Consider the following 13,599-nt stretch of genomic DNA (forward strand, 5'->3'; position numbering starts at 1 on the left):
CAAGTGGAAAAATACGTCATGGCAATCGACCAAGGAACCACCAGTTCGCGGGCAATTATTTTTAATCAACAAGGTAAGAATGTGGCTTCTTCTCAAAAAGAATTTACTCAATATTTTCCCGAAGATGGTTGGGTAGAGCACGATGCAAATGAAATTTGGAATTCAGTACAATCGGTGATTGCTGGCGCTTTTATCGAATCAGATATTAAACCTTTTCAGATTGTTAGTATTGGTATCACGAATCAGCGCGAGACGACAGTTGTATGGGAAAAAGACACTGGTCGTCCAATTTATAATGCGGTAGTTTGGCAGTCTCGACAGTCAGCAGAAATAGCCGATCAATTAAAAGTTGCAGGCTACGAAAAATATTTTCATCAAAAAACGGGGTTAGTGATTGATGCTTATTTTTCAGCGACAAAAATTCGTTGGATTTTAGATCATGTTCCTGGCGCCCAAGAAAGAGCTGAAAACGGAGATTTGTTGTTTGGTACAATCGATACTTGGTTGTTGTGGAAATTAACTGGCGGACAAGCCCATGTGACTGATTATTCAAATGCAAGCCGAACGATGTTGTTTAACATTAATCAATTACAATGGGACCAAGAAATTTTAGAATTGTTGAACATTCCTCAAATTATGCTACCTAGAGTGGCAACTAATTCAGAAGTATATGGAATGACTCAAAGTTATCATTTTTATGGTGGTGAAGTACCAATTGCTGGCATGGCAGGTGACCAGCAAGCCGCTTTATTTGGTCAATTAGCTTTTGATGCTGGTATGGTAAAAAATACTTACGGTACAGGCTCATTTATTGTCATGAATACTGGTGAAACACCACAGCTATCTAAAAATAATTTACTGACTACTATCGGTTACGGTATTAATGGAAAAGTCTATTATGCATTAGAAGGAAGTATTTTTGTGGCGGGTTCTTCCATCCAATGGCTGCGTGATGGTCTAAAAATGTTAGAAAAGGCCAGTGATTCAGAAAAATTTGCAGAGGCTTCCACGAATGACAATGAAGTGTATGTTGTTCCGGCCTTTGTAGGATTGGGTGCGCCTTATTGGGATCAAGAAGCTAGAGGTGCGATGTTTGGCTTAACCCGCAGTACAACCCGAGAAGATATTGTGAAAGCCACTTTACAATCCATTGCCTACCAAGTTCGAGATATCATAGACACGATGGAAGAAGATACGGGAATTGAAATTCCTGTATTAAAGGTTGATGGTGGAGCGGCTGATAATAAATATTTAATGCAATTTCAATCTGATATTTTAAATCTACCTATACGGCGGGCAAATAATTTAGAGACCACTGCTTTAGGTGCTGCATTATTAGCGGGATTAGCTGTTGGTTTTTGGCGGGATTTGAATGAAATTAAAAAATTGGATCAAGGTGGTAACATGTTTGAACCAAAGATGGCTGAGGTTACAAGAGAGAAACTTTATCTCGGCTGGAAAAAAGCCGTTTCAGCAACACAAGCCTTTGACTAATCCATTCAGCAAAAAAAGCGAATATTTTAACGATTTATGCTCCTCTTTGCTATAATTAAGTGAAAGGGGAGTTTTTAATGGGAAAAGAATTTAAGCTGTTTGAAAAAATAGTTAGCACGATTATTGATGTTGTGCTGGCAATATTAGTTCTCGTTGTCCTAGTAGTCATGGTGGAGGCAGTTTATACGATTGTGCGCCATGTTATTCCTTTAGAGTCTATTTCTGAATTATCAATCTTAATTGAAGAAGTAGCGACTTTATTTATTTTGTTAGAAATTATTTTAATGCTGATGCGTTACGTTAAAGAAGGACATCATATTCCAGTGCGCTATTTAATTTTAATTAGTATTACAGCAATTTTACGGGAATTATTATTAGCTCACGGTAGTGGTGTGGAAACTTTATTCTTATCCATGGCCATTTTAGTTTTAGTTTTAGTATTATTTGTTTTAGAAAAAGTCAAAGCTTTCCATTCTGCAGCAGACGATGGAGATACTTTTGACTAAAAATTTGGAGGTAAAAAATGTTATTACGATTAATTGTTGGAGCAATCATCGGTGCAATTGGTGGTGCAATTGCTGGTAGAGAAAATAAAGCTGGTTGTGTTTTTAATATTATTGCTGGCTTAGCTGGCTCTTATATTGGTGAAATGATTTTTGGCCATTGGGGTCCGCATATAGCTGGGATGGCTTTAGTTCCTTCCATTTTAGGAGCAGTAATTATTGTGGCAGTTGTATCATTTATAACGAGTCGTTACTGATAACAAATAAGTTATCAGTTTTTTTGTGAACTCTTAAGATTGTTTCCAATAACTTTGGTATAATGGTGAATGGGTGATGAAGATGATTAAAAGAACAGAAAAGCTAAGAGAATTAATGAAAAAAGAAGTCGTTGATAGTTATTTAGTAACCAGTCCAGCAAATCTTAGATATTTAACTAACTTTACTGGGACAGCTGGGATGGCATTAATTACTTTGGAAGAAGCTTATTTTATTACTGATTTTCGTTACATGGAACAAGCGGCTGAGCAAGTGGCAGATTTCACTATTTTACAGCATAGTGGAAATATTGTTGAGACAATTATAGACATTATTGAAAAAAATCAATTGCAAGTCCTAGCTTTTGAAGATACCCAAATGACCTTTGCTGATTACACCGTTTTTGAAGAAAGTTTAGCGATTGAATTATCTCCAGCTAGCGGTCTGATTGAAAGTTTGAGAGAAATTAAAGATGATGACGAAGTAGCTATTATAAAAAAAGCGTGCACGATTGCTGATGCAGCGTATGAATATATTTTAAAAACAATTCGACCTGGTATGACGGAGATTGAAGTTGCTAATCAAATAGATTTTTATATGCGGTCTTTAGGTGCAACAGGTGTTTCTTTTGATACAATCGTGGCTAGTGGCATTCGTTCTGCATTACCTCATGGTGTAGCGAGTGAAAAAGTTATTACGCCGGGAGATATGATTACTTTAGATTTTGGTTGTGTTTATCAAGGCTATGTTTCTGATATTACTCGCACTTTTGCAATTGATGATCCTGGTGAAGAACTAAGGAAAATTTATCAAATTGTACTTGATGCTCAGTTGGCGGTTTTAGATGCTGCACAGGCTGGTGTAAGTGGTGCACAATTAGATGGTGTAGCACGAGATATCATTACAACTGCTGGTTATGGTGAAAATTTTGGACATTCGACCGGTCACGGTATTGGACTAGAAATTCATGAAGGACCACTCTTATCTCGCCGAAATGACCAACTAGTAAAAGTGGGAAATGTTGTAACTAATGAACCAGGCATTTATATTCCAAATCTTGGTGGCGTTCGGATTGAAGATGACTTATTAATTCTGGCAGAAGGCAATCAAATTTTAACTGAGAGTTCAAAAGAGTTAATCATTCTCTAGTAGTAGCAAGAAAATAAAAGAAATGATAAACTAGGAAGATAGCAACACAGGGAGGAAACACGAAGAATGATTTCAGTAAATGATTTTAAAACAGGCTTAACAATTGAATTTGATGGAGATATATGGCGTGTCGTTGATTTTCAACACGTGAAACCTGGTAAAGGTGCGGCTTTTGTTCGTTCAAAATTAAAGAATTTACGCACTGGTGGGGTACAAGAAAAAACCTTTCGTGCCGGGGAAAAAGTTGCGAAAGCACAAATCGATAATCGTAAGATGCAATATCTTTATGACGATGGGACCAACCATGTGTTTATGGACGTAAATAGTTACGATCAAATTGAAATTCCTCATCAACAAATTGAAGCAGAAATGCAGTATGTTTTGGAAAACACTGAAGTCAATGTGATTATGTATGGTTCAGAAATTTTAGGTGTGGATTTACCAAACACCGTGATATTAACAGTTGCAGAAACAGAACCGAACATTAAAGGGGATACCTCATCAGGCGGTGGAAAACCAGCTGTTTTAGAAACTGGACTAACTGTAAACGTCCCATTTTTTATTAACCAAGGAGACAAATTAGTGATTAATACCACTGATGGCAGTTACGTCTCACGAGCTTAAAAATTTTGACAGATTATAGGAGCGATAAATATGGCAGAAGAAGAAAAATTAATTTTAGGTCAACCACAAGAACTTGGTGAAATTATTATTGCCCCAGAAGTGATTGAAGTAATCATAGGGATTGCTGCTGCAAAAGTTGAGGGTGTTTATGCAATGCGGGGCACTTTAGCTAGCAATGTGAATCAATTATTAGGTAAAAACACTCACGGTAAAGGCGTTTATTTAACTAATGATGAAGATGGCTTAAAAGTTGATTTATATACTTATTTAGAATATGGGACTTCTGTTCCTAAAGTTGCAATGGCTATGCAAGAACGAGTGAAACAACAAGTTTTATTCATGACTGATGTAGCTTTACAAGAAGTCAATATCCATGTTGTTGGCGTAGTTGCTGAAAAAATGGAGCAACCGACGTTACAAGAATTATTTAATGATGAAGAGGAAGAAAATGAGTAAAGAACTATCTCGCCACGAGATTCGGGAAAAAGCATTACAAGCTTTATTTCCTTTAGATTTTAATCAAGAACTAACTAAAAAAGATGCGATTAACCATGCTTTGAGTTTGGATCAAATGGATTTTGTTGCTGAGGATGAAGAAGATTTTATCCCAGTATATTTAGATGAATTAGTGGGTGGTGTTGTGGCCCATCAAACTGAAATTGATGAAATCATCAAAAAGCATTTACGTACCAACTGGTCAATCAATCGAATTGCCAAGATGGATTTAATTATTTTACGGTTGGCGATCTATGAGATGCTTTATAATGAGGCGGTTCCTAATAAAGTCGTACTAAATGAAGCGATTGAACTAGCAAAAACTTTCAGTGATGAGACTTCACGAAAATTTGTGAATGGTACATTATCAAAAATTATGAACGAGCTAGACAAATAAGCAATTACTGGAGCTGAGATGAGTCTTTTTTAAGAATTTATCTGAGCTCCATTGCTATAATTATGAGGAAGTGAAGGTATGTCAGTGTTAATTAACGGGAAAGAATTAGCAGATAAATTACAAGAACAAACAAAAAGAGAAGTACGTGAGCTGGAAAAACAAAAAATACGTCCAGGATTGGTTGTTTTAATTGTAGGGGACAATCCAGCAAGTCAAATTTACGTAAAAAATAAATCATTGGCAGCCGAACGAATTGGGATTTATTCAAAAGAGCAGCATTATTCAGCTGACATTACTGAAGATGAATTAATTAAAGAAATTCAAATTTTCAACCAAAACGATGATTTTCATGGGATTTTAGTTCAATTACCATTACCTGAGCATATTAATGCAGATCGAGTGTTATTAGAAATTAATCCGATTAAAGATGTTGATGGTTTTCACCCAATGAATTTAGGTCGATTATTGGCTGGGGTACCCCATACAATTCCTTGTACGCCTTATGGCATAATGAAGATGTTTGAAGCCTATAATATTGATTTAACGGGTAAACGTGCGGTTATTTTAGGACGTAGTAATATTGTTGGTAAACCAATGGGTATTTTGATGTTAGCAAAAGATGCCACAGTCACTTATGCCCACTCTAAAACAGAAAATTTGATTGAAGTTTGCCGGGAGGCAGATATTTTAGTTGTAGCCATTGGGCAGGGACATTTTGTGACTAAGGAATTTATTAAACCGGGTGCGGTTGTAATTGATGTAGGCATGAATCGAAATGAGTCTGGGAAATTGATTGGTGATGTAAAATTTGACGAAGTGGAACCTTTGACAAGTTATATTACTCCTGTTCCACGAGGGGTTGGTCCAATGACAATAACTATGCTGATGCAGCAAACAGTTGAAGCTTGTCGTCGTCAGAAATTTGGTGAGTAAATGGCACAAGAATATCTAACAGTAACTGCTTTAACAAAATATATTAAACGTAAATTTGATGCTGATCCTTATTTAGAACGGGTTTATTTAACTGGGGAAATTTCCAATTTTAGAAATCGTCCCAACAGCCATCAATATTTCAGTTTGAAAGATGATCGGGCTAAGATCTCAGCTATGATGTTTAAAGGCGCTTTTCAAAAATTGAAATTTGCCCCTAAAGAAGGAATGAAGGTTTTAGTCGTTGGACGGATTGCTTTATATGAAGCAAGTGGGGATTATCAAATCTATGTTGAACACATGGAACCAGATGGTGTGGGTGCACTATATCAAGCATTAGCAGAACTGCGAGAAAAATTAAGCAAGGAAGGCTTATTTAATTTGCCCAAAAAAACCTTGCCGCGTTTTCCTAAAAAAATTGCAGTTCTGACAAGTCCTAGTGGGGCAGTGATCCGGGATATTATTACGACTGTCAAACGACGTTATCCGATAGTACAGTTAATTTTGCTGCCAACTGTTGTACAAGGTGATCGAGCAGCTGCCGATATTGTTAAAAATATTCAGCGGGCTGAGCAGCTTGACGTAGATACCATGATTATTGGACGTGGTGGCGGCTCGATTGAGGATTTGTGGCCATTTAATGAAGAAATAGTTGCTCGAACAATTGCAGCAAGCCCTATTCCGATTATTTCGTCAGTTGGTCATGAAACTGATACAACTATTGCCGACTTAGTAGCAGATGTTCGTGCGGCTACACCAACAGCAGCTGCTGAATTAGCAGTGCCTGTTTTAAATGAAGAGGTCTTAAAAATCAAAGATAAGCAAACTCGTTTGGAACAAGCTTTTTTAAATCAGTTAGCACGCAAGAAAGAACGTTATGATCGGTTGATGGATTCTTATATATTCCGGCAGCCAAATCGCTTATATGAAAATCAAAGCATTCAGTTAGATCGGTTAAATCAAAGCTTAAAACAGAATATGCGTAATCTTTTAAATACTTCAGAAAAGGCCTGGTTGGAGCTACATAATCAATTAGAGAAAAATACGCCTATTAATCGCGTCAATCAAAATCAGCAAAACTTGCGCTTTTTGCAACAACGTTTAAATCAATCATTTAGCCAACTGATGAATCAAAAAGAACAAGCGCTGAAAAATGCAATGGTTGCATTAGATTTACTCAGTCCTTTAAAAACAATGAGTCGTGGATTTACTTATACAACTAAGGAAAATCAATTCATTAAATCTGTCAGTCAATTAACACTTCAAGACCAAATAAAGATTCATTTTAGCGATGGAGAAGTGTTAGCAGAAATCAAGGAAGTCAAGGAGGAAAAATAGTGGCGAAAGCAGCAGATAAAGAAGTCAGCTTTGAAGCATCATTAGCAGAACTAGAAACAATTGTAACAAAATTAGAGTCAGGTGACGTACCTTTAGAAGAGGCTCTAACAGTTTTTCAAAGAGGGATGGTTTTAAGTAAGCAGTGCCAAGATACTTTAACAAAAGCGGAAGAAACACTGACTAAAATGATGACCGAAAATGATCAACTGGTACCTTTTGAAGGTGAGGAACAATAAATGCTGATTGATTTTTCAGAAAAAAATCTTCCGCAAGTGGAAAAAGAGATGCTTGAATATATCGAAAAGAATACATTAAGCAATTCACTAAAAGAAAGTATGAGCTATTCTGTGACAGCAGGAGGAAAAAGACTGCGTCCACTAATTGTTTTAGCAGTAGCTGATGCTTTCCAGCAAAAATTAACCACTCCTTTTTATCAAGTTGCGGCGAGTTTGGAAATGGTTCACACATATTCATTGATTCATGATGATCTGCCGGCGATGGATAATGATGATTTGCGTCGCGGTAAGCCGACCAATCATAAAATTTATGGAGAAGCATTGGCAATTTTAGCCGGCGATGGTTTACTAACTCTAGCTTTCCAATTGTTAAGTGAAGTCAATTTAGCATCAACGGAAAAATTATTATTGCTACAATTATTAACTAAGGCTAGTGGTACAAGCGGTATGGTATCTGGACAAGTGGGTGATACTGAAGCTGAAGGTAAAGTTGTTTCATTAGCAGAATTGCAACAAATTCATAGTGAAAAAACCGGAGCTCTTTTAACCTATGCCTTTATGGCTGGTGGCATTTTAGCACAGCAAACTCCAGAAGTGTTAGATATTTTACAAAGACTAGGAGAACATATTGGTTTAGCCTTTCAAATTCGAGATGATTTGTTAGATGTGATTGGAACGACTGAAGATTTAGGCAAGAATGTTCATCAAGATCAGAAACTGGCGAAAAGTACATATCCAAATCTTTTAGGCTTAAATGGTGCAAAAGAGGCTTTGAAAAATGAACTAAAAACCGCTGAAAAAGTCATTCAAACATTAGCTAGTGAACCGAATTTTAATGGATCTGTTTTAAATGAAATTGTTGCTTTGTTGAAACTGGAGGAAGTCTAAATGAAAAAAGAACGAGTCGATGTTTTGGCTTTTAATCAAGGACTTTTTGAAACCCGCGAAAAAGCGAAACGAGGAGTAATGGCCGGTTTAGTTTACAATCAAAACAATGAACGCTTGGATAAAGCTGGAGAAAAAATTCCAGTGGATACTCTGCTACAACTTAAGGGGCAAAAGCTACCTTATGTTTCACGGGGTGGTTTAAAGCTAGAAAAAGCTTTAAAAGTTTTTGATCTTTCGATTGCTGCAAAAATCGTTTTGGATATTGGCGCTTCAACTGGTGGATTTACTGATGTTGCCTTGCAAAATGGGGCAAGAATGAGTTATGCACTAGATGTAGGTTATAATCAGTTGGCTTGGAAAATTCGCCAAGATGAACGAGTTGAAGTGATGGAACGAGTCAATTTTCGTTATTCAAAACCAGCTGACTTTACCAAGGGACAACCAGATTTTGCAACGATTGATGTCTCATTTATTTCGTTAAAATTAATTTTACCGCCTCTTCATGAAATTATAAAAAAAGGCGGAGACGTCGTCGCATTAATTAAGCCACAGTTTGAAGCTGGAAGAGACGCAGTCGGTAAAAAAGGGATCATTAAAGATCCGAAAATTCATCTACAAGTCGTTGAAGAAATTACCAATTTTGCATTAAATGCAGGTTATGATTTAACTGGCTTAACATATTCACCGATTACTGGTGGAGAAGGCAATATCGAATTTTTAGCGCATTTAGTTGCAAGTGAGACAACTGGTGAGATTGCAGCAGGAATTGACTTAACTGCAGTAGTAAATGATGCGCACCAACAATTGGATTAGAGGTGAAAAAATGCGAAAAAAAGACCGCCATCAAATGATTACACAATTATTAAATGATCACGACATCAAAAAACAAGAAGACTTTGTAGCTTTGTTAAATCAAAAAGGTGTTGAGGTGACGCAAGCAACTATTTCACGTGATATTAAAGAAATGAAATTAGTAAAAGTTCCTGCGCAAAATGGTGGATACCGTTATAGTATGCCACGAAAAGCCGATGAAAATATTAACGAAAAATTGTCAGACTTATTAAAAGAGGCGATTATTCAGGTTGATCAAATGGAAAAATTTGTTCATTTAAAAACCTACCCGGGAAACGCTTCAGCAGTAGCTAATTTATTGGAACGTCAATTCAGTAATGAGTTATTTGCTATTTTAGACGATGACGATAGTGTTTTGATGATTATGCGTACCGAGGCGTATGCCAATAAAATTCAGCAGGATATCACTATTCGCATTCAAAGAAATTAGGTGAAAAAATGTTACAAGAATTAACAATTGAAAATTTTGCCATCATTTCTAAACTTCACTTACCATTTTCAAAAGGAATGACCGCTTTAACTGGAGAAACAGGAGCAGGGAAATCCATTATTATTGATGCTGTAAGTTTATTGGCTGGTGCACGTTCTTCAATTGAGTTTATTCGTCAAGGTGCTGAGAAATGCTTATTGGAAGGACTATTTGATGTTCCTGAACAGCCAGAGTTTTTAAGTGTAGTTGATGAGTTGGGAATTGAAGTTTCTGATAATCAGTTGATCATTCAGCGTGATCTGAATATCTCTGGAAAAAGTGTTTGTCGGGTAAATGGTCGAATTGTTACTTTAGCTAATTTACGTCGGATTGGCCACTTTTTAGTGGATATCCAAGGGCAAAATGATCATCAAGAATTGATGAATCCAGAAGCCCATCTGAAATTGCTAGATGGTTTTGGTTTGGAAAAATTTCAAAGTAAAAAAAGAACCTATGAAGAAAAATATCAAGCGTATAAAACTTTGGCCAACCAAGTTAATAAATACAAAAAAAATGAGCAATCCTTTGCTCAGAGAATTGACATGTTAACCTTTCAACAAGAAGAAATTGGGCAAGCAGAATTAACGGTCGGAGAAGAAGAACGATTAGTTGAAGAGCGAGATAAATTGATGAACTACCAAAAAATTGTTGATAGTTTAAAAAATGGTTATCAAACATTATCAAATGAAGATTTTTCTGCAATTGATGCTGTTGGTGCAGCTAGTTCTGAAATTTTGAGTATTGCAAATTTGGATAGGGAATTCCAAACAATATCGGATAATATGCATTCGGCTTTATATTTATTGCAAGAAGCAGCTAGTGAAATTGGTCGGCAATTAGATAGTTTAGAATTGGATGAAGAACGTTTGGAGTTAGTCAATGAGCGTTTGGAATTAATTCATCAATTAAAACGTAAATACGGAGAATCGATTGAAGATGTTTTAACTTATTACCAAAAAATTAGTCAAGAATTATTGGATTCAGATTTTTCAGGTAGTAAGTTAGAAGATTTAGAAAAAGAATTGGCTAAACAAGAACTGGCTTTATTAAAACAAGCAGAAGAGCTTAGTCAATTAAGAAAAAAAATGGCTGAACAATTGGAAACGGAGATTCAACAGGAATTACAGCAATTGTATATGGAAAATGCTCGATTTAGTGTAGTTTTCTCAACCATCGATTTTCAACAAACTGGTATTGATGCCGTTGAGTTTTACATTACAACTAATTTAGGAGAACCACTAAAGCCTTTAGTAAAAGTTGCATCTGGTGGGGAAATTTCTCGAATTATGTTAGCTTTAAAAACGATCTTCTCAAAAACGCAAGGCTTAACTAGTATTGTATTTGATGAAGTTGATACCGGCGTTTCTGGACGAGTAGGACAAGCTATCGCCGATAAAATTTATCAAATTGGAGAAAATTCGCAAGTACTCTGTATTACTCATCTACCACAAGTGGCTGCACGTGCGGATCAACAATTATTTATTGTAAAAGAAGTTTCTGATGGTCGGACCATTACAAAAGTCGGAGAATTAACAGAGTCTGAAAGAATAGATGAGATTGCTCGAATGTTAGCTGGAACGGAGATTACTGAGTTAGCTTTAGAACATGCGAGAGAATTGTTACAATTAGCAAAAAAATAAAAAATGGACTGAAAGTCTCTGGAGATTTTCAGTCCATTTTTTTAATTCATTACACTAATTAAACTTCCTAAAACAAGTGAGCCGATCGTGAAGATCAACATCGTCCACACGACAATCTTTGTCACTTTAGAAAATGTACTGGTGGGTTTCTTTGCGTTCACCGTTGTCACCATCCTTATAGTATCTCAACAACATCATACTTGATTATTTTTCAAGATGCAATCGCTCATTTTTGAATAAAACGAATAATAAGAAAATTTTATCCTTTTCAAAGCAAAAAAGGTTTGTTAAATGTTCTTTAAACTAGTATATTTTTATAGAGATGAAACAAATTTGTAATAATTTTAAAGTATAGTGTCAAAGGATGATACTTTTTATAGAAAGGATGTCGTTTGTGAATTCATTTTCACCTATGCTACTTTTGTGGTATATTTTTCCAGTTATTGTTTTTTTTGCTTCGAATTATCTTTATACGACGTTACATTTAAGGGATCGTTTTAATATAAGAATTCCAGATATTACTGTTCCTTTTTTAATTATTGGGATGCACGAAATATCTAAACTGACTTATGGATTATCGATCTTACCATATATTTTATTAACGATTTTATGTATAGGTATTGCGGTGGTGATTTTTCAAGCAATTCGCTATCGAGAAATTTTGTATCGTCGCTTTTTCAAAATGTTTTGGCGCTTAGCATTTTTGGTTTCTTTTTTGATGTATTTTGTGGTGATTATCGCCAGTATCGTTAGTTTTTTTATCTAAAAAGTTTTTAAGAAAACTTTTTATTTTAACTGTTTTTACCTTAACACCAGTTTGGTTAGAAAAGATCAGACAAGTAGAAGTTGATATTTTAGAAAATGTGGTAGATTGTGGGGGATTGTGGTAGACTAAATTCAGATAGTGGGAGATAAAGGAGGAATCCTGATGTTTATGGGGGAATTCCAACACAATATAGATGCTAAAGGACGATTAATTGTCCCTTCAAAACTTCGTGAGCAACTGGGAGAAAAGTTTGTTGTGACTCGGGGAATGGACGGATGTTTATTTGGCTATCCTCTGGCTGAGTGGTCTCAATTAGAAGAAAAATTATCTTCTATGCCGTTATCTAAAAAAGATACACGCTCGTTTGTTCGGTTTTTTTATTCCGCTGCTACCGAGTGTGAAATCGATAAACAAGGTCGGATAAATATTCCTACCACTTTAAGAGATCATGCAGAACTTGTAAAAGCCTGTGTGGTTATTGGTGTCGCTAACCGAATAGAAATTTGGAGCGAAGAGAAATGGCGAGAATTTACCGCTGAGACTGAAGAGAATTTTGATGAAATAGCCGAAACAATGATTGATTTTGGTTTTTAGAAAAGAGGCGCGACCATGACAGAATTTCAACATACGACTGTTTTACTACATGAAACAGTGGATGGTTTAGCAATTAAACCAGATGGTATATATGTTGATTGTACTTTGGGAGGCGCTGGACATAGCGAGTACTTGCTAGGCCAACTAGGTCATCAAGGGCATTTATACGCTTTTGACCAAGACCAAATTGCAATTGACCATGCAAATGATTATTTAGCAAAATACGTTGAGAAAAATCAAGTAACATTTATTAAAGCAAACTTTCGAAATATAATGGAAGAATTAAATAATATCGGTATTATGAAAGTTGACGGCATCTTATATGATTTAGGTGTTTCGTCTCCACAATTAGATGAAGCAGTACGTGGTTTCAGCTATCATCAAGATGCACCTTTAGACATGCGGATGGATCAATCTGCTAGCCTTAGTGCTTATAATGTTGTGAATGAATATTCTTTTCAAGAATTAACAAAAATCTTCTATCGTTACGGGGAAGAAAAATTTTCAAAACAAATTGCTCGATTGATAGAAAAAAAGCGAGCGGACGCACCGATTGAAACAACCGGTGAATTAGTTGAGATTATTAAAGAAGCTATTCCAGCGCCAGCTAGAAGAAAAGGCGGTCACCCAGCAAAAAGAGTCTTCCAAGCGATTCGCATTGCAGTGAACGACGAACTAGGGGCTATTGAAGACTCTTTAGAGCAAGCAGTTCAATTAATTAAAGTCGGTGGAAGAGTGAGTGTCATTACTTTTCACTCATTAGAAGATCGAATTGTAAAATCCATCTTTAAAGAATACAGTTCACCTAAAGACTTGCCACCTGGATTGCCAATTGTACCAGATGAATTTCAACCGATATTAAAACTAGTAAATAAAAAACCAATCATCGCATCTGATGAAGAATTAACTGATAATAATCGTGCCAGAAGTGCGAAATTACGGATTGCGGAGAGAATGAGGGAAGGATAA

18 protein-coding genes are annotated in these 13,599 nt (G+C 36.0%); 17 read left to right on the top strand and 1 reads right to left on the bottom strand.

Annotated features, from left to right (window positions below; all coding sequences use genetic code 11):
- Window positions 1-3 precede the first annotated feature (3 nt).
- From glpK to recN, 14 genes are all read left to right on the top strand, one after another.
- Window positions 4-1,494: a glycerol kinase GlpK gene (gene glpK / locus KUA55_RS03815; protein ID WP_343214702.1), complete on the top strand. Its 1,491-nt coding sequence runs from the start codon at window positions 4-6 to the stop codon at window positions 1,492-1,494.
- A gap of 77 nt (window positions 1,495-1,571) precedes the next feature.
- Entirely contained in the window at window positions 1,572-2,000 is a 429-nt protein-coding gene (locus KUA55_RS03820) for a phosphate-starvation-inducible PsiE family protein (protein ID WP_218324864.1), read from the top strand.
- A 17-nt stretch (window positions 2,001-2,017) separates the two neighbouring features.
- Entirely contained in the window at window positions 2,018-2,254 is a 237-nt protein-coding gene (locus KUA55_RS03825) for a GlsB/YeaQ/YmgE family stress response membrane protein (RefSeq protein WP_218324865.1), read from the top strand.
- An 82-nt stretch (window positions 2,255-2,336) separates the two neighbouring features.
- Window positions 2,337-3,401 carry a M24 family metallopeptidase gene (locus tag KUA55_RS03830; protein WP_218324866.1) on the top strand — a complete coding sequence of 355 codons (1,065 nt, stop codon included), beginning with the start codon at window positions 2,337-2,339 and terminating at the stop codon, window positions 3,399-3,401.
- 66 nt (window positions 3,402-3,467) lie between these two features.
- A complete protein-coding gene (gene efp / locus KUA55_RS03835) occupies window positions 3,468-4,025 on the top strand; it encodes an elongation factor P (protein WP_218324867.1) in 558 nt (185 codons plus the stop codon).
- Window positions 4,026-4,055: 30 nt separating this feature from the next.
- Window positions 4,056-4,481, top strand: coding sequence for an Asp23/Gls24 family envelope stress response protein (locus KUA55_RS03840; protein WP_218324868.1), 426 nt, complete (start codon window positions 4,056-4,058; stop codon window positions 4,479-4,481).
- Window positions 4,474-4,917 carry a transcription antitermination factor NusB gene (gene nusB / locus KUA55_RS03845; RefSeq protein WP_218324869.1) on the top strand — a complete coding sequence of 148 codons (444 nt, stop codon included), beginning with the start codon at window positions 4,474-4,476 and terminating at the stop codon, window positions 4,915-4,917. The genes KUA55_RS03840 and nusB overlap by 8 nt, the downstream gene beginning before the upstream one ends.
- Before the next feature lie 78 nt (window positions 4,918-4,995).
- Complete coding sequence (folD, locus tag KUA55_RS03850) at window positions 4,996-5,850, top strand: bifunctional methylenetetrahydrofolate dehydrogenase/methenyltetrahydrofolate cyclohydrolase FolD (RefSeq protein ID WP_218324870.1); 855 nt, start codon at window positions 4,996-4,998, stop codon at window positions 5,848-5,850.
- Window positions 5,851-7,185, top strand: a complete 1,335-nt coding sequence (gene xseA, locus KUA55_RS03855; RefSeq protein ID WP_218324871.1) for an exodeoxyribonuclease VII large subunit — start codon at window positions 5,851-5,853, stop codon at window positions 7,183-7,185. It begins immediately after the preceding gene.
- Complete coding sequence (locus tag KUA55_RS03860) at window positions 7,185-7,421, top strand: exodeoxyribonuclease VII small subunit (RefSeq protein WP_218324872.1); 237 nt, start codon at window positions 7,185-7,187, stop codon at window positions 7,419-7,421. Before xseA ends, KUA55_RS03860 begins: the two co-directional genes overlap by 1 nt.
- Window positions 7,422-8,309, top strand: a complete 888-nt coding sequence (locus tag KUA55_RS03865; RefSeq protein WP_218324873.1) for a polyprenyl synthetase family protein — start codon at window positions 7,422-7,424, stop codon at window positions 8,307-8,309.
- The gene (locus KUA55_RS03870; protein ID WP_218324874.1) at window positions 8,310-9,122 is read left to right on the top strand and encodes a TlyA family RNA methyltransferase; all 813 of its coding nucleotides are present in this window, start codon (window positions 8,310-8,312) and stop codon (window positions 9,120-9,122) included.
- A gap of 10 nt (window positions 9,123-9,132) precedes the next feature.
- Window positions 9,133-9,591 carry an arginine repressor gene (locus KUA55_RS03875; RefSeq protein WP_218324875.1) on the top strand — a complete coding sequence of 153 codons (459 nt, stop codon included), beginning with the start codon at window positions 9,133-9,135 and terminating at the stop codon, window positions 9,589-9,591.
- A gap of 8 nt (window positions 9,592-9,599) precedes the next feature.
- Window positions 9,600-11,270 carry a DNA repair protein RecN gene (recN, locus tag KUA55_RS03880; protein ID WP_218324876.1) on the top strand — a complete coding sequence of 557 codons (1,671 nt, stop codon included), beginning with the start codon at window positions 9,600-9,602 and terminating at the stop codon, window positions 11,268-11,270.
- 41 nt (window positions 11,271-11,311) lie between these two features.
- Here recN and KUA55_RS03885 read toward each other — a convergent pair whose 3' ends face one another.
- A complete protein-coding gene (locus KUA55_RS03885; protein ID WP_218324877.1) occupies window positions 11,312-11,431 on the bottom strand; it encodes a DUF4044 domain-containing protein in 120 nt (39 codons plus the stop codon).
- Window positions 11,432-11,655: 224 nt separating this feature from the next.
- On the opposite strand from KUA55_RS03885, the gene KUA55_RS03890 reads away from it, so the two are divergent.
- From KUA55_RS03890 to rsmH, 3 genes are all read left to right on the top strand, one after another.
- Entirely contained in the window at window positions 11,656-12,036 is a 381-nt protein-coding gene (locus KUA55_RS03890) for a DUF3397 domain-containing protein (protein ID WP_425514594.1), read from the top strand.
- A gap of 162 nt (window positions 12,037-12,198) precedes the next feature.
- On the top strand, window positions 12,199-12,630 hold the full coding sequence (mraZ, locus tag KUA55_RS03895) for a division/cell wall cluster transcriptional repressor MraZ (RefSeq protein ID WP_218324879.1): 432 nt from the start codon (window positions 12,199-12,201) through the stop codon (window positions 12,628-12,630).
- 15 nt (window positions 12,631-12,645) lie between these two features.
- Window positions 12,646-13,599, top strand: a complete 954-nt coding sequence (rsmH, locus tag KUA55_RS03900) for a 16S rRNA (cytosine(1402)-N(4))-methyltransferase RsmH (RefSeq protein WP_218324880.1) — start codon at window positions 12,646-12,648, stop codon at window positions 13,597-13,599.

It is taken from the genome of Enterococcus alishanensis (genome assembly GCF_019218635.1).
GTDB lineage: Bacteria > Bacillota > Bacilli > Lactobacillales > Enterococcaceae > Enterococcus_A > Enterococcus_A alishanensis.